13 protein-coding genes are annotated in these 16,193 nt (G+C 64.4%); 8 read left to right on the top strand and 5 right to left on the bottom strand.

Going from position 1 to position 16,193, the window contains the following annotated elements; translation table 11 throughout:
• Positions 1 to 112 precede the first annotated feature (112 nt).
• Positions 113 to 1,486 (top strand): amidase, encoded by a 1,374-nt coding sequence (locus tag NKH63_RS14080; protein WP_023717934.1) that lies wholly within the window; start codon positions 113 to 115, stop codon positions 1,484 to 1,486.
• Here NKH63_RS14080 and NKH63_RS14075 read toward each other — a convergent pair.
• Positions 1,480 to 2,556, bottom strand: a complete 1,077-nt coding sequence (locus NKH63_RS14075; protein WP_352484938.1) for an NAD(P)/FAD-dependent oxidoreductase — start codon at positions 2,554 to 2,556, stop codon at positions 1,480 to 1,482. The two genes, NKH63_RS14080 and NKH63_RS14075, sit on opposite strands and share 7 nt — an antisense overlap.
• 117 nt (positions 2,557 to 2,673) lie before the next feature.
• Here NKH63_RS14075 and NKH63_RS14070 point away from each other — a divergent pair, with 117 nt between their 5' ends.
• The 3 genes from NKH63_RS14070 (at position 2,674) to NKH63_RS14060 (ending at position 5,883) form a co-directional block, all read left to right on the top strand.
• Positions 2,674 to 3,264: a TetR/AcrR family transcriptional regulator gene (locus NKH63_RS14070; protein ID WP_352858350.1), complete on the top strand. Its 591-nt coding sequence runs from the start codon at positions 2,674 to 2,676 to the stop codon at positions 3,262 to 3,264.
• A gap of 4 nt (positions 3,265 to 3,268) precedes the next feature.
• Positions 3,269 to 4,195, top strand: coding sequence for a haloalkane dehalogenase (locus tag NKH63_RS14065; protein WP_352917983.1), 927 nt, complete (start codon positions 3,269 to 3,271; stop codon positions 4,193 to 4,195).
• 95 nt (positions 4,196 to 4,290) lie between these two features.
• A complete protein-coding gene (locus NKH63_RS14060; RefSeq protein ID WP_352484942.1) occupies positions 4,291 to 5,883 on the top strand; it encodes a peptide chain release factor 3 in 1,593 nt (530 codons plus the stop codon).
• 169 nt (positions 5,884 to 6,052) lie between these two features.
• Here the strand turns inward: NKH63_RS14060 and NKH63_RS14055 are convergent, their stop codons facing one another.
• Positions 6,053 to 6,526: a VOC family protein gene (locus tag NKH63_RS14055; RefSeq protein WP_352591632.1), complete on the bottom strand. Its 474-nt coding sequence runs from the start codon at positions 6,524 to 6,526 to the stop codon at positions 6,053 to 6,055.
• Positions 6,527 to 6,807: 281 nt separating this feature from the next.
• Here NKH63_RS14055 and ilvD point away from each other — a divergent pair, with 281 nt between their 5' ends.
• The 3 genes from ilvD to NKH63_RS14040 all read left to right on the top strand — a co-directional run bounded on the left by ilvD (position 6,808) and on the right by NKH63_RS14040 (position 10,990).
• Entirely contained in the window at positions 6,808 to 8,652 is a 1,845-nt protein-coding gene (gene ilvD / locus NKH63_RS14050) for a dihydroxy-acid dehydratase (RefSeq protein ID WP_352483996.1), read from the top strand.
• Between the two features lie 28 nt (positions 8,653 to 8,680).
• Positions 8,681 to 9,955, top strand: coding sequence for an amidohydrolase family protein (locus NKH63_RS14045; RefSeq protein WP_352495764.1), 1,275 nt, complete (start codon positions 8,681 to 8,683; stop codon positions 9,953 to 9,955).
• A gap of 114 nt (positions 9,956 to 10,069) precedes the next feature.
• Complete coding sequence (locus NKH63_RS14040) at positions 10,070 to 10,990, top strand: DMT family transporter (protein WP_352917982.1); 921 nt, start codon at positions 10,070 to 10,072, stop codon at positions 10,988 to 10,990.
• Here NKH63_RS14040 and NKH63_RS14035 read toward each other — a convergent pair.
• A complete protein-coding gene (locus tag NKH63_RS14035; RefSeq protein WP_352917981.1) occupies positions 10,987 to 11,889 on the bottom strand; it encodes a phosphotransferase in 903 nt (300 codons plus the stop codon). The two genes, NKH63_RS14040 and NKH63_RS14035, sit on opposite strands and share 4 nt — an antisense overlap.
• A gap of 104 nt (positions 11,890 to 11,993) precedes the next feature.
• On the opposite strand from NKH63_RS14035, the gene NKH63_RS14030 reads away from it, so the two are divergent.
• Entirely contained in the window at positions 11,994 to 12,626 is a 633-nt protein-coding gene (locus NKH63_RS14030; protein WP_023717942.1) for a class I SAM-dependent DNA methyltransferase, read from the top strand.
• Between the two features lie 18 nt (positions 12,627 to 12,644).
• Here NKH63_RS14030 and NKH63_RS14025 read toward each other — a convergent pair whose 3' ends face one another.
• Together NKH63_RS14025 and NKH63_RS14020 are read right to left on the bottom strand one after the other, a co-directional pair.
• Positions 12,645 to 15,098 (bottom strand): GcvT family protein, encoded by a 2,454-nt coding sequence (locus NKH63_RS14025; protein ID WP_352917980.1) that lies wholly within the window; start codon positions 15,096 to 15,098, stop codon positions 12,645 to 12,647.
• Positions 15,095 to 15,979, bottom strand: a complete 885-nt coding sequence (locus tag NKH63_RS14020) for a phosphotransferase family protein (protein WP_023717944.1) — start codon at positions 15,977 to 15,979, stop codon at positions 15,095 to 15,097. The genes NKH63_RS14025 and NKH63_RS14020 overlap by 4 nt, the downstream gene beginning before the upstream one ends.
• Positions 15,980 to 16,193: the final 214 nt, after the last annotated feature.

Raw genomic sequence — 16,193 nt, 5'->3', positions numbered from 1 at the left:
GCGCAATTCCGATCAAGCACCGCCTGTCCTCGAATGCTGAACTCGGCTTGAAGACGCGCCGTTGCCCGCCATTTGGTGAGGCTGGCGCCGCTGGCAAGCCGGAGTATTGGTCATGGACCTCGCCTTTTCCTCCGCCACAGAATTGGTTGCCGCCATTCGTGACCGCAAGATTTCCGCTGTGGAAGCGCTGGACGCGCATCTGGCGCAGATCGACAGGCACAATGAGGCGGTCAATGCCGTCGTAACCCTCGATCGGGAAGGTGCGCGGCAGCGCGCCGGCAAGGCCGACGAAGCGCAGGCGCGCGGCGAAGCCCTTGGGCCGCTGCACGGCGTGCCGTTCACACTGAAGGACACGCACGAAACCGCGGGCATGAGAACCACTGTCGGCTTCCCGGCCTTCGCCGACTATGCCGCGAGGGCAGACAGTCCAGTCGTTGCACGGCTGAAGGCGGCAGGCGGCATATTGGTGGGCAAGACGAACGTGGCGACAATGCTTAGTGACTGGCAGTCGAGCAATCCGCTGTTCGGCCGTACCGGCAATCCTTGGGACCTCCAGCGCACCGCCGGCGGCTCCAGTGGCGGTGCGGCGGCGGCGCTCAGCGCTGGAATGACGCCGTTCGAGGTCGGCACCGACATGCAGGATTCGATCCGGCTGCCCGCTGCCTTTTGCGGCGTCTACGGCCTCAAGCCGACCGAGCACCGCGTCTCGCTCGCCGGCGCCTTCCCCGATCCAGGCGGCGCGCCGCGCAGCGTCCGGCGGATCTCCTGCCTCGGACCGATGGCGCGCAGCGTCGAAGACCTGGTACTGATCTACCGCCTCATTGCCGGGCCGGATGGAAGCGACACCGACCTTGCGCCGGTACCGGTCGAAAGCATGCCGGAGTTGGATCTCAGGAATTTGCGCATCGCCATCGCGCCGTCCTTTCCGGGCTTTCCGGTGGTCGGCGAGATCAGCGCGGTGGTCGAAAGTCTGGCAAAAGAGCTTCAGGCCGCGGGCGCCATCGTCGAGGAAGCCAAATTGCCGGAGCTCGACCTGCACGACGACCTGGAGCAGGGCGGCGTCCTGATCGGCATGATGCTGGAGGCGGCGCAGCCCGAACCACCGGAGAAGCCGACGCCGGTCTCGCGCTGGTTCGAGGCGCTCGCCCGCCGCGACCGCTCCATCCTGGCGTGGGATCGGTTCTTCGACGGTTGCGACGCCTTGCTGTGCCCGGTCGCAATGGTCACCGCCTTCCCGCATTGCGAGCCGGGAACGCCGATCGAGGTCGACGATAGCGAGCAAAGCTACTGGATGCTGCCGGCCTATGGCGCGGTGTTCAACTACAGCGGCCATCCCGCACTGTCGCTGCCCCGCGGACAGGACAGCAATGGCCTGCCCATCGGACTACAGCTTGTTGGCAAACGCTGGTCGGAGTCGCGCCTGCTCGGGATCGCCAGGGCAATCGAGCCGCTGGCCGGCGGCTTTCGCCGCCCGCCCGGTTATTGAGTAAACCGCGCCAGCCCGTAGGGATCAAGCAGCGGATCGCGATCGCCGTCGAGGATCTCGCGGGCGGCGAACAGGCCGACGGCCGGTGCCAGCGTGATGCCGGAATGCATAACGGCGACGTAGACGCCGCCCCCGCCTTCGGCGCGGCCGATGATCGGAAAGCCGTCGACCGGCGTCGGCCGGTAGCCAATGGTGTGGAAATCGAGTTCCAGCCCATCTGCGCCGCGCAGCATGGCCTTCATCGCCGCAAACAGGTCGCGGGCGGTCGCCGCGGCATCCATGCCGGGATCGGCGCCGCCGAAATCCGAGCCGGCGATGATGCGGCCTTCCGCGGTCTGGCGCATATGCAGTCGGTCGCCGATCACCAGGCCGTTGAGCAGCTTTTGGTAGGGGCGCGAATGCACGATCAGGCCGGGCGGTGTCCCGATCGGCAGTTCTATCCCGGCTGTTGCCGCTAGTGCCGGAGAGCCGGCTCCGGCCGCGATCACCACCTCGTCGGCAACAATCCGCCCGGCGGATGTGTCGACACCGGAGACCTGGCCGTTGGCCCGCACAAGCGCGGTCGCGGTAACTCCTGTCAGCAGCCGCGCGCCGCGCCGTTCGACGTCGGCCAGCAGTGCTTGCGTGGCGGCGACCGGCTCGGCGACACCTTCCTCGGCGACATAAAGGGCGAAATCGGGAAGTTCGGTCAGATTGGGCTCGATGCGCGCAGCTCCGGCACGGTCGACACGCTCGATGCCGTAGCCCCAGGCGGAGTGCTCGGCCGCATAGGCCTCAAGTTCGGGACGTGGCAGGTCCCAGCACAGGCCGCCGCACCATTGCAACGGGATGCCGGGCACCTCGTTCGCCAGTCGCGTCCATTCGGCCATCGACCGAATGCGCAGCCGGAAATAGGGCTCCGGATTGCCCCAGCTGGCATTGATCCAGGCAAAGGAATTCGGCGTCGCGACGCCGCCGGCGCCGCTGCCGGCAATGACCGTCACCTTTGCTCCGGCCTTGGTCAGGTGCCAAGCGATGGAGGCGCCCATGATGCCGGCGCCGGTGACAATCACTTCTTTCGCCTCTGTCATGCTTCACTCCTCGTTCCAACGCCACCACCGCGATGCCATTGCCCGTGGGTTCTGCCAAGAGCGCGCGGTATCAAATATGCTTCTTGACTTTAATACGTACGTACGTATTGTATCGATATGGCCAGACATTCACTTCGCGAAAAACTTCTCGACGCCGGTTTCAAAACCATCTGGAATTCCGGCTATTCGTCCGCCGGCGTACGCGACATCGTCGCCGCGGCCGATGCCCGCCCGGGGTCCTTCACCAATCATTTTGCCTCCAAGGAGGCGTTCACCGGCGAGGTGCTGGACCGCTATTTCGCCTATGCGAGCGGCTTGGTGGAGCAGGCCCTCGCCCGAGACGGCACGCCCCCGGTCGGGCGCTTGCGCCGCTATCTCGAAATCATCACGTCGAAGCTGGAGGCGCATGATTGGGCACGGGGCTGCATGATCGGCAATCTCAGCCTCGAGACGGCGGCTCACAGTGAGGCGCTGAGGCTGCAACTCGTCGCCATTTTCGAACGCTGGCGTAAGCCCTTTGCCGAATGCATCGCCGAAGGCCAGGCGGCCGGCGATATCACCGACGCGTTCGATGCCGAGGATCTCGCCGATTTCCTTTTGAGTTCCTGGCAAGGCGCGATGCTGCGCATGAAGGTGGAGCGCAGTCCCGAGCCGCTCGAGCGTTTCAAGAATATCGTCTTCAAAACAGTCTTCGCAAAAAGGAGCTGATCCGATGAACCCGAAACTCGAAAAGCAGCAATCCCGCACAATGTTGCCGCGCTCGCAAGTCGCGGTACTCGATTCCACCATCTCCTATGTCGAGGCAGGCACGGCTGGCCCGACGGCAATCTTCCTGCACGGCAACCCGACGTCATCCTACGTCTGGCGCGACATCATCCCGCATGTGGCGCCGTTCGGCCGCTGCATCGCACCCGACCTGATCGGCTATGGCCAGTCCGGCAAGCCGGACATCGACTATCGCTTCTTCGACCACGTCCGGTATCTCGATGCTTTCCTTGAGGCGCTTGGCGTCGCCGACATGGTGGTCGTCGCGCAGGACTGGGGCACCGCACTCGCCTTCCATCTCGCGGCCCGGCGGCCGCAGCGGATCCTCGGACTCGCCTTCATGGAATTCATCCGCCCCTTCGAGAGCTGGGACGATTTCCACCAGCGTCCGCAGGCGCGCGAATTGTTCAAGGCAATGCGCACGCCTGGCGTCGGTGAGAAGCTTGTCTTGGAAGACAACGTCTTCGTCGAAAGGGTGCTGCCGGCCGCTGTGCTGCGCACGATGAGCGATGAGGAAATGGCCGCCTACCGGGCGCCCTTCCCGACACCGCAATCGCGCAAGCCGGTCCTGCGGCTGCCGCGCGACCTGCCGATCGAAGGCCAGCCTGCCGATGTCACCGCCATCAGTGAGCACGACCATTGGGCGCTCCGGGCTTCCTCCTACCCGAAGCTGCTTTTCTCAGGCGATCCCAGCGCCCTCGTCTCGCCGCAGGCGGCCCGGGAATTCGCGGCTGGCCTGAAGAACTGCCGGTTGATCGATCTCGGACCCGGCGCGCATTATCTGCAGGAGGACCACGCCGACAAGATCGGCGCCGCAATTGCCGAGTGGATTCCCGAGGTGGCCTTCGAGAGCCATGCCGCCGAACCGGCCTGACGTCGGGACGTGAACCGGCGGCTGCGGCAGCCGGAGAGGTCGACAGCACTGCACTCCGCTGCTAGAAGCCCGGCCTCACACGGAAATCCTGAAAAATGTCCGAAATGATTACAGAAGCGGTATCGCGCCGCCGCACTTTCGCGATCATCGCGCACCCCGACGCCGGCAAGACCACGCTCACCGAAAAGTTGCTTTTGTTCGGCGGCGCGATCCAGCTTGCCGGCGAGGTCAAGGCCAAGAAGGACCGTATCCAGACCCGCTCCGACTGGATGAAGATCGAGCGCGAGCGCGGCATTTCGGTGGTCACCTCGGTGATGACCTTCGAATATGAGGACACTGTCTTCAACCTGCTCGACACGCCAGGCCACGAGGATTTCGCCGACGACACCTATCGCACGCTGTCGGCGGTCGACAGTGCGGTCATGGTCATCGACGCCGCCAAGGGCATCGAGCCGCGCACGCTGAAACTGTTCGAGGTCTGTCGGCTGCGCGACATCCCGATCATCACCTTCGTCAACAAGATGGACCGCGAAAGCCGCGACCCGTTCGATATCCTCGACGAGATCGAGCAGAAGTTGGCGCTGGACACAGCACCGATCACCTGGCCGATCGGCCGCGGCAAGACCTTTTCCGGCACCTACCATCTGGCGCTGAACGCGGTGCGCAAGGGCGACGCCGAAAAGGAGCGCACGCCGGTCCACGGCCCCGATTCCAACCGCGTTGCCGGCCTGCTGCCGGAGAACGAGCGCGAGGCTTTCATCGAAGAGCTGGAGCTGGCGCGCGAAGCCTGCCGCCCGCTCGACCTCGATGCCTTCCGCGAGGGCCATCTGACGCCGGTCTATTTCGGCTCGGCGCTGCGCAATTACGGCGTGCGCGACCTGATCGAGGCGCTCGGCGCCTATGGGCCGCCGCCGCGTGCGCAGGAGGCCGACAGCCGCAAGGTCGAGGCGACCGAGGACAAGATGACGTCCTTCGTCTTCAAGATCCAAGCCAATATGGACCCTAACCATCGCGACCGCATCGCCTTCGTCCGGGTCTGCTCCGGCAAGCTCGAGCGCGGCATGAAGGCCAAGCTGGTGCGCACGGGAAAGCCGATGAGCCTGTCGGCGCCGCAATTCTTCTTCGCCCGCACCCGCGTCACCGCCGACGAGGCGTTCGCCGGCGATGTCGTCGGCATCCCCAACCACGGCACGCTGCGCATCGGCGACACGCTGACCGAGGGCGAGGAGATCCTGTTTCGCGGCGTGCCGAATTTCGCGCCTGAAATCCTGCGCCGCGTTCGCCTCGGCGATGCCATGAAAGCCAAGAAGCTCAAGGAGGCGCTGCATCAGATGGCCGAGGAAGGCGTCGTGCAATTGTTCTCGCCGGAGGACGGCTCACCGGCCATCGTCGGCGTCGTCGGCGCCCTGCAACTCGATGTCCTGAAAGAGCGCCTGAACTTCGAATACACACTGCCGGTCGATTTCGAGATGTCGCGCTTTTCCGTCTGCCGCTGGATATCGGCCGACGACAGGGCCGAACTCCAGCGCTTCATCGAAGCGCATCGCGGCGACATCGCCCGCGACCTCGACAATGATCCAGTGTTCCTCGCCCAGCACGCCTTCTCGCTAAACTACGAAGCCGAACGCTGGAAGGCGATCCGCTTCGCGGCGGTGAAGGATTACCAGGTCCGCGACAGAGCGGCTTGATGCGGCGCTTTCCTTCTCCCCTTGCGGGAGAAGATGTCGCCGAAGGCGACGGATGAGGGGTGTTCCAGGAAACACCAACGTCTCATTCCGTCCAACACCCCTCAACCGTCTCGGCGCCTTGCGCCGATCCCCCTTCTCCCACAGGGGGAGAAGGGAAGATCGCGTTCGTTCACCCCTTGGCCGCCTCTTCGATCTTGGCGACGTCGATCTTGGTCATCTGCATCATCGCCTGCATCACGCGGCCGGCCTTTTCCCTGTCGGGGTCCAACAGCAGTTTGGGCAGCTGCTCGGGAACGACCTGCCAGGAGAGGCCGAATTTGTCCTTCAGCCAGCTGCACTGGCTGGGCTCGCCACCGCCCGCGATGAGCCTGTCCCAGAAATAGTCGACCTCTTCCTGCGTCTTGCAGTCGATGGAGAGCGAGACCGCCTCGGTGAACTTGAATTGCGGGCCGCCGTTGAGGGCCTGGAACGGAACGCCGTCGAGCTCGAATGAGACCATCAGCACCTTGCCCTCACGATCGCCGCTGCCCTTGGGCCAGCGCATCACGCTCAGCACCTTCGAATTCTTGAAGATGGAAACGTAGTGGTTCATGGCCTCCTCGGCCTGGTCGTCGAACCACAGGCAGGTGGTGATCTTTTGCATTCTCTTGCTCCTCGGGCTGGTTTGTTTGCTTTCGAAACGGCCGGCTGGTGATGATGCCCCGCTCCTGCCGTCTGCCCAAGGACGCTCGAGCAAAACACGATCCGACAGCACCTCTGACTTTTTTGCGGTCTGGACCGGCTGCGTCTTTGGCTGGCCGTTCGTTCCGCTACCTGGCGCAGCGCAAAATTGTGGCCAGACCAGAGCGTGGCGTCTATAAGGCCTGCGGCTCAATTCCGGTTTTCCGCACCTTTGGGTGCGACGCAGACAGCAAGGACAGTTCAATGCCCGCCTACCGTTCCCGCACCACCACCCATGGCCGCAACATGGCCGGCGCCCGCGGCCTGTGGCGCGCCACCGGGATGAAGGATTCGGATTTCGGCAAGCCGATCATCGCCGTGGTCAATTCCTTCACCCAGTTCGTGCCGGGCCACGTCCATCTCAAGGACCTCGGCCAGCTGGTTGCCCGCGAGATCGAGAAGGCCGGCGGCGTCGCCAAAGAATTCAACACCATCGCCGTCGACGACGGCATCGCCATGGGCCATGACGGCATGCTGTATTCGCTGCCGTCGCGCGAATTGATCGCCGATTCCGTCGAATACATGGTCAACGCGCATTGCGCAGACGCCATGGTCTGCATCTCGAATTGCGACAAGATCACGCCGGGCATGCTGATGGCGTCGCTGCGCCTCAACATCCCGACTGTCTTCGTCTCCGGCGGACCGATGGAGGCCGGCAAGGTGGTGCTCGCCGGCAAGAGCCAGGCGCTCGACCTAGTCGACGCCATGGTCGCCGCCGCCGACGACAAGATCTCCGACGAGGACGTCAAGATCATCGAGCGCTCGGCCTGCCCGACCTGCGGCTCGTGCTCGGGCATGTTCACCGCCAATTCGATGAACTGCCTGACCGAGGCGCTCGGCCTCTCGCTACCCGGCAACGGCTCGACGTTGGCGACGCACGCCGACCGCAAGCGCCTGTTCGTCGAGGCCGGCCATCTGATCGTGGATCTCGCCCAGCGCTATTACGAGCAGGACGACGACACCGCGCTGCCGCGCAGCATCGCCTCGAAGGGCGCCTTCGAGAACGCCATGACGCTCGACATCGCCATGGGCGGTTCGACCAACACCGTGCTGCACATCCTTGCCGCAGCACATGAGGGCGAGGTCGACTTCACCATGGAGGACATCGACCGGCTGTCGCGGCGGGTACCGGTGCTTTGCAAGGTGGCTCCGGCCAAGGCCGACGTCCACATGGAGGATGTCCACCGCGCCGGCGGCATCATGGCGATCCTCGGCCAGCTGGATAGCGCCGGGCTGATCAACCGCGACCTGCCGACGGTGCACACCGCGAGCCTCGGCGAAGCGCTCGACCACTGGGATATCTCGCGCACCACCAGCCAGAATGTCCGCGATTTCTTCCTGGCGGCACCCGGCGGCGTGCCGACGCAAGTCGCGTTCAGCCAGGACCGCCGCTGGGATGATCTCGATCTCGACCGCGAGAAAGGTGTCATCCGCTCGGCCGAACATCCTTTCTCAAGGGATGGTGGCCTCGCCGTGCTGAAAGGCAATCTCGCATTCGACGGCTGCATTGTGAAGACTGCCGGCGTCGATGAATCGATCCTGAAATTCACCGGTCCGGCAAGAGTGTTCGAAAGCCAGGACGCCAGCGTCAAGGCGATCCTGTCGAACGAGGTCAAGGCCGGCGATGTCGTCGTCATCCGCTATGAAGGGCCGCGCGGCGGCCCCGGCATGCAGGAAATGCTCTATCCGACCAGCTATCTTAAATCGAAGGGTCTCGGCAAAGCCTGCGCACTGATCACCGACGGGCGTTTTTCCGGCGGCACCTCCGGCCTGTCGATCGGCCACGTCTCGCCGGAAGCGGCGGAAGGCGGGCTGATCGGGCTGGTCAGGGAAGGCGACACGATCGAGATCGACATCCCCAACCGCACCATCCGGCTGGCTGTCGACGACGCGGAACTCATCGCCCGTCGCGCGGCGATGGAGGCGAAGGGAACAGCCGCTTGGAAGCCCGAGGAAAAGCGCAAGCGCAAGGTAACGACGGCCTTGCGCGCCTATGCGGCAATGGCAACCAGTGCTGCCAAGGGTGCGGTGCGGTACGTGCCGGAATAGGCATCATTCTTCAACGAGGTGGCGATAAATGGATTTCGACCTTGTGGTGCGCGGCGGGACGCTGCCCGACGGCAGGATCGCCGATATCGGCATCGTCGGCGAGACGATCGCGGCGATCGAGCCCGAGCTCAACATCAGCGCCGGCACGGCGATCGATGCCCATGGCAATCTGGTCTCGCCGCCTTTCGTCGATCCGCATTTCCATATGGACGCCACGCTTTCGCTCGGCATTCCCCGCATCAATGTCTCGGGCACGTTGCTCGAAGGCATTTCGCTGTGGGGCGAGCTGAAGCCGCTTCTGACCCACGAGGCGGTGCGCGACCGTGCGCTTGCCTATTGCGACTGGGCGGTGTCGATGGGCCTGCTCGCCATCCGCACCCATGTCGATGTCTGCGACGATCGCCTGCTGGCGGTGGAAGCGCTGCTCGACGTGAAGAAGACGGTTGCGCCGTATATCGACCTGCAATTGGTCGCCTTCCCGCAGGACGGGTTTTACCGCTCGCCGACGGCGCGCGACAACACCACCCGCGCGCTCGACATGGGCGTCGATGTCGTCGGCGGCATCCCGCATTTCGAGCGCACCATGGCCGACGGTACGCGCTCCGTCACCGAGCTCTGCGAGATCGCGGCCGAGCGCGGCCTGATGGTCGACCTGCATTGCGACGAGACCGACGATCCGCTGTCGCGCCACGTCGAGCAGCTTGCCTATGAGACGCAGCGGCTTGGATTGCAGGGCAGAGTGGCCGGCTCGCACCTCACCTCGATGCATTCGATGGATAATTACTACGTCTCGAAGCTGTTGCCGCTGATCGCCGAGGCCGGCGTTTCGGCGATCCCCAATCCGCTGATCAACATCATGCTGCAGGGCCGCCACGACACCTTTCCCAAGCGCCGCGGCTTGACGCGGGTCAAGGAAATGCTGGCGCACGGGATCCGCGTCGGCTGGGGCCAGGATTGCGTGCTCGACCCCTGGTATTCGCTGGGCACCGCAGACATGCTCGACGTCGCCTTCATGGGCCTGCATGTCGCGCAGATGTCGAGCCCAGCCGAGATGGCGCGCTGTTTCGACATGGTCACCAACGTCAATGCCGCCATCATGGGTCTCGACCACCTTGGCCTGGCCGTCGGCAAGCGCGCCAGCCTGGTCGTTCTCGATGCCGGCAACCCGCTCGAGGCGCTGCGCCTGCGCCCCGAGCGGCTCTGCGTCATTGCCAAAGGCAAGGTGGTGGCCGAGCGGAGCCGGCAGGACACGCGGCTTTCGATCGCCGGAAGGCCGGGCACCGTGAATCGGCGCCACGCTTAGACCAGCCGATTTCCGGCGCTGGTCTTACCGAATTCTCGATTTTCGCCTCGTCACGGCCGCTGCTAGCGACTACGACGCGGGTCACCGTAGCCACGGCGAGGAACCGGTAACGGAATGGCGCAGCGCGCAGCCCAGAACTCGACGATCAGGAACGTGCTGCTGGCCGGCATCCTGCTGATGCTCGCCGGCGATTTCCTGTTTGCGTTGAACGACGCGATGGGCAAGTGGCTGGTCGCCAGTTTTTCCGTCGGCCAGGTCGTGCTGATCCGCTCGATCGGCGCCTTTTTCATACTCGGGCCGATGATTGCACATCAGGGTGCGGCCAAGCTGTTTCGCATGGAGCGGCCGGAGCTGCAGCTGCTGCGCGTAGTGATGACGACGCTCGACACGGCGCTGTTCTACGCGGCGGTCGTCTATCTGCCGCTCGCCGACGTGATGAGCTTCTACATGGCCGGGCCGATCTATGTCGCGGCGCTGTCGCACTTCTTGCTTGGCGAAAGGGTCGGCTGGCGCCGCTGGGCGGCTATCCTGGTCGGTTTCTGCGGCGTGCTGATCATGCTGAAGCCGTCTTCGGCGGCGTTGTCGCTGTCGTCGATGTTCGCGCTCGCCGGCAGCATTTCCTTTGCCTTCGCCATCATCCTCAACCGGCGACTGCGCGGCACCAGCGACACCTCGCTGGTCACCTGGCAAACCATCGGCACGCTGCTGGTCGGCGCTGCGTTGACCATCGGCAGTTGGAAGACGCCGTCCTCGCTCGATTTCGGCGCCATGCTGCTTCTGGGCATTGTCTCCTGCGGCGCGCATCTGATGATCACCAGGGCATTGAAGCTTGCGCCTGCCTCGACCTTGGCGCCGCTGCATTACAGCCTGCTGTTGTGGGCAGTGGTCTTCGGCTCGGCCTTCTTCGGCGATGTGCCTGGGCCACGCATCCTGGTCGGCTCGGCCATTGTCGTGCTGGCCGGCCTGTTCATCTTCCACCGCCAGAAGGTGGTCGACACGGTGCCGCCCGAAAACGTGCCGAAGGGTGTGAACTAACCCTGGCGCACCGCCGCGAGATGCCGTGAAAATTCCGGCGTCTCCATCAGTGCCTTGCAGCGCGCGAAGCGGCCGTCGGCGTAGGCGCGGAAATCGTCGACCGGATTGCCGTTGGCAAGCTGGATCAAGCCCCACAGCGTCCACAACAGGTCGCACATCGCCTTGTAGATGACGATGCGGGCGCGCTCCGCCGGTCTCGGCTCGCCGCCGAAATAGGCCAGCATCATCTCCTCGTCCTGCCCGGCGTCGAATTGCCCTTCGACGCTGAGGTCGCCGAGATCCCAGAGCGGATCGTTCATCCCGGAATATTCCCAGTCGACGATCCACATCCTGTCGCCCGTATCGAGAAAGTTTTCGCAGAGCGGATCGCAGTGGCAGGCGACGATTGGCAGAGGATGAGCCGCAAGTGCCGAGCGCACGGTTTCCGCTTCGCGGACCCCATCGTGGTAGCCGGCAGGCAGGGCGACGTCCTTGGTCGACAGCACTTTCAGATAATCATCGATCATCGCAAACAGTTCAAAGCGGAAGGGGAACACCGCGCCGGATGTGTGCAGTTTGCGAAAGGCCTTGCCGGCGCGTGCCGGGCTGCCCGGTCGGGTCTTGAATTTTTCCGGCGACATCGTCTCGGCGCTGGCGATGAAGCGGGTCACCAGCACGCCGGTCTCGGCATCGACATGCAGCACTTCCGGGCTGACGCCGGCCTTCGCCGCTTCCCGCGCCGCCACTGCCTCGTTGGCGCGGTTGATGTATTCCTCGGTACCCTTGCCGGGGATACGCAGGCAGAAATCCTTACCCCTGAAGACGAGGTTGGTCAGGCCGCCGAGCCGTTCCAGCGGGCCGTCATAACCGGCCAGCATCGGAATGGCCGCAAGTGCGGCGCGTGCCTGGTCGCCCGCCATGGCTTTCGCTCCTTTTCCAGTCTTTATTGTCGCGACGACGGTTCCACAGTTTTCGCCGTTTGGCTATGATCGCGTCGCAGATCGATACCAGGCGACGGAAAGCGATGACGGACAGCAAACAGCAGAGCGCGCTCGCCGCAGCCTATGCGGCGAAGCGACCGGAAGACGTCGCGGCGCTCTACGACAGCTGGGCCGGCACCTATGACGCCGACATGTCGGCGGCCGGCTATCGCCATCCGACCATCTGCCTTGCCTTGCTGGCCCGCCATCTGCCGCGCGGCGCCGCTCCTCTCCTCGATGCTGGCGCAGGCACCGGGCTCATCGGCGAATGGCTTGCCATCACCGGTTATCCGCAGGTCGAGGCGCTCGACATTTCGGAAGGCATGCTGGCGCAAGCCGCGCGCAAAGGCGTCTATTCGGCCCTTCATTGCCTGGCGCTTGGCGCGCCGCTGCCTTTCGTGGACGATGCCTATGCCGGGATCATCTCAGCCGGCGTCTTCACGTCCGGCCATGTCGGGGCCGAGGGTCTGGACGAGCTGATCCGCATCTGCCGGCCGGGCGGGGTGATCGTGCTGACGGTGAAGAACACGCTGTGGGATGCGGGTTTTGCCGCGCGGATCGCCGAGCTCGAGGCGCAAGGCACCGTCACCCGCGCCGAGGAGACGCCGCCCTATGTCTCGATGCCAGGCGAGGCCGATACGGTGCCCAGCCGGGGGCTGGTGCTCATCGTGAACTGAGGCTGAAACCGGAAGGCTCTAGGCCTTCACCTTTGCTCCCGCCGGATCGTAAAGCGGCTCGAGGTGGATTTTAGCCGGCGTCCGTTCCATCGCCACCACCAGCTCGTAATCGCCGGAGGTGAGGAAATCATCGCCGACGCCATCGGCATTGCGCACATAGCCGTAGCCGATGTTCTTGCCGACGGTGTAGCCATAGCCGCCGCTGGTGAGATAACCGACGGCCTCGCCATTGCGCAGGATGGTCTCACGCCCGAGCAGCACGATATCCGGATCATCGACTGTGAAGCCGGCAAAACGTTTCCTGAGCGCCGCGCCGTCGAGCTTTTCAAGCGCCCGCCGGCCGAGGAAATCGGTGTTCTTCCTGAGCTTCACCGCCCAGCCGAGGCCGGCCTCCTGCGGCGTGTCGTTGGGCGTGATATCGGCGCCCCAGGCGCGGTAACCTTTTTCCAGCCGCAGCGATTCTAGCGCCCGATAGCCGACCGGGCGAATGTTGTGGACAGCGCCCGCCGTCATCAGCGCGTCGAAAACCTCGCCCGTCGCCGCGATCGGCGCATGCAGCTCCCAGCCGAGCTCGCCGACATAGGTGACGCGCAGTGCCCGAATGACGTGGCCGGCAATGGCGATCTCGCGAACATGGCCGAACGGAAAGGCGGCGTTCGAGACGTCAGCATCGGTCACCGCTGACAGCACGTCGCGGGCGCGCGGCCCCATCAGCGACAATGTGCCGAACTCCTCGGTGACGTCGGTCAGCGTCACGTCGAACTCGCTGCCGATATGATCGGCAATCCAGGAGAAATCATGCGTGCGGAAACCGGTGCCGGTGACGATGTAGAATTTCTCCTCATCGAGCCTCGCCACGGTCAAATCGGCCTCGATGCCGCCGCGCGTGTTGAGGAGCTGCGTGTAGGTCAGCCGGCCGACCGGCTTGGCAACGTCGTTGGCGCAGATCCAGTCCAGCGCCTTCAGCGCGTCGGCACCGGTCATTTCGTATTTGGCGAAAGACGACTGGTCGAAAATGCCGATCTTTTCGCGCACGTGGCGGTGCTCGTCGCCGACGGGTGAAAACCAGTTCTGCCGGCCCATCGAATAGAGGTCCTTCGGCTCGATGCCTTCCGGCGCGAACCAGTTCGGCCGCTCCCAGCCAAGTTTCGAGCCGAACACGGCGCGATGTTTTTGCAGCCGTTCGTATAAAGGCGAAACGATGCGTGGCCGGCCGCTGACATATTCCTCGTGCGGGAAGCCGATCGTGTAGTGCTTGCCGTAGGCTTCCAGCGTGCGGTCTCGGACCCATTGCCGGTCGCGGTGCAGATCGGAAAAGCGGCGGATGTCGACCACCCACAGATCGAGCGGCGCCTCGCCGTCGACCACCCATTGCGCCAGCACCCAGCCGGCGCCGCCGCCGGATGCAATGCCGAAGGCGTTGAAGCCGGCGCCGACGAACATATTGGGGCATTCCGGCGCCACACCGAGGATGAAATTGCCGTCCGGCGTAAAGCTCTCCGGACCGTTGATCATCTGCTTGACGCCGACATTGGTGAGCGCCGGGACACGCTCGATCGCCTGGCTCATATGCTGCTCGAAATGATCGTAATCATCGTCGAACAGCCGGAACTCCCAATCGTCCGGCACATCGCCGCCGGGCAGACCGGTCGTCCAGGCCTGCGGGTTCGGCTCGTAGCCGCCCATCACCAACCCGCCGACCTCCTCCTTGAAATAGGTGCGGCGATCGGGGTCGCGAATCGTCGGCGCATCGGTCGCCAAGCCGTCGATCCTCCCGGTGATGATGTACTGGTGCTTCACCGGCTGCAGCGGCACGTTTATGCCGGCGAGCGCACCCACCTGCCGCGCCCATTGCCCGGCGCAGTTCACCACCTTGTCGCAGGCGATATCGCCCTTGCTGGTCTTCACCGCGGTGATGCGGCCGTCTCTCATTTCGAAGCCGGTGACCCGCACCTCCTCGAACAATTTTGCGCCGCGCATGCGCGCGCCCTTGGCCAGCGACTGGGTGATGTCGGAAGGGCTTGCCTGACCGTCGCTGGGCAGCCAAGAAGCGCCGACGAGGTCGCCGGTTTCCAGCAGCGGCCACATTTCCTTGACCTCGGTCGGCGACAGCAGATGCATGTCCATGCCGAAGCTCTTTGCCGTCGTTGCCAGCCGCTTATACTCGGTCCAGCGGTCGGCATTGGTGGCAAGCCGCAGGCAGCCGGTCATCTTCCAGCCGGTGGCAAGGCCGGTTTCGGCTTGCAGCCCTTTGTATAGATCGACCGAATATTTGAGCACCCGCGTGATCGACGCCGACGAGCGCAGCTGGCCGACCAGCCCGGCAGCATGCCAGGTCGAGCCCGAGGTCAGCTTGCCCTGTTCGAGCAGCACGATTTCGGCCTTGTGGTCGCGCGCCAGATGATAGGCCGTCGAACAGCCGATGATGCCACCGCCGATGACGACGATGCCGGCCTGGGCGGGCAAGGTCATGGCCGCATCCCGTATTTTGTCCTGTAGTTTTCCAGGGCGGCTTCGAGCCGCGCCAGGTTTTCGTCGGCGTAGGCGGCGTAGTCGACGCCGGGCGCATCGAGGTAGAGCTCGGAAACCATGCCCCACATCGCCTCGCGCAGCAGCGACGCGCATTGCATGGCGGCGTGCGAGCGCCGTATCGCTTCGTCCGGCTCCTTCATGAAGTAGGCGGTCAGGAAGGCGAAGGATTCCTCGTCGCTCATGCCGGCATTGGAAGCCGCGCCGGCAAGGTCGAACATCGCGGTGTTGAAGCCGGCATATTCGAAATCGATGAGCCATAGCCTGTGACCGTCATCGATTATGTTAGCCGGCAGAAGATCGTTGTGGCCGAAGACGATCGGCAGCAGTTTTTGCGCGCGCTCGAGCTCGTCCGCCAGCGTCAGCAGGCGTGGCAATTCGCCCAGCTTGCGGCTGCCGCCTTCCTCCAGCGTGCGCGCATAGTCGCGAATGACGTGGAATACCCAGAACATGAAGCCGGCGCCGGAGACATGACCGGGCATCTCCCGGTGGAAACCGCGCAGCAACGCGGCGACGCGGCCGAGATCGGCGCGCACGTCTTGCGCGACATAGGCCTTGGCGCCGAGATACTCCGTCACCATGACGCCGGGTCCGGTGTAGCGGACGGCCGGAGCGAAGCCTGCCGCGTGTGCTGCCCGCGCGGTCATCATCTCGCGCTCGCGAAAGACATGGTGGAACGGATAGTCCTGCCCGATGCGCACGACGTGCCGCCCGGCCGCGTCCTTGACCAGGTAATTGGCATTGCTCAACCCGCCCGGCAGCGGCGCAATGTCGATGCTGCCGGTCCAGCAAGGCAGCGCGCGGATGCGGTCTTCGACAGTCACGATCTCGTCCAACATTGGGTCAATTTTCCACGCATGTCATGGCTGGCCAGCGATGACAATCGGACGGAGGAATGGAGGCAACGCGAACATCTCGTCGGTGCAGATCTCGGGATCGGTATCCCGCACCGCACCGACGAGCCCCTTTGTGCCGGGTTCTTCGACGCCGGCATCCGCCCCCGCGGATCCTAATTTTCGGTTCCCTCGCACCCGAGGA

Source organism: Mesorhizobium sp. M0960 (genome assembly GCF_040319055.1).
GTDB lineage: Bacteria > Pseudomonadota > Alphaproteobacteria > Rhizobiales > Rhizobiaceae > Mesorhizobium.
This window is presented reverse-complemented; position numbering and strand designations above follow the sequence as displayed.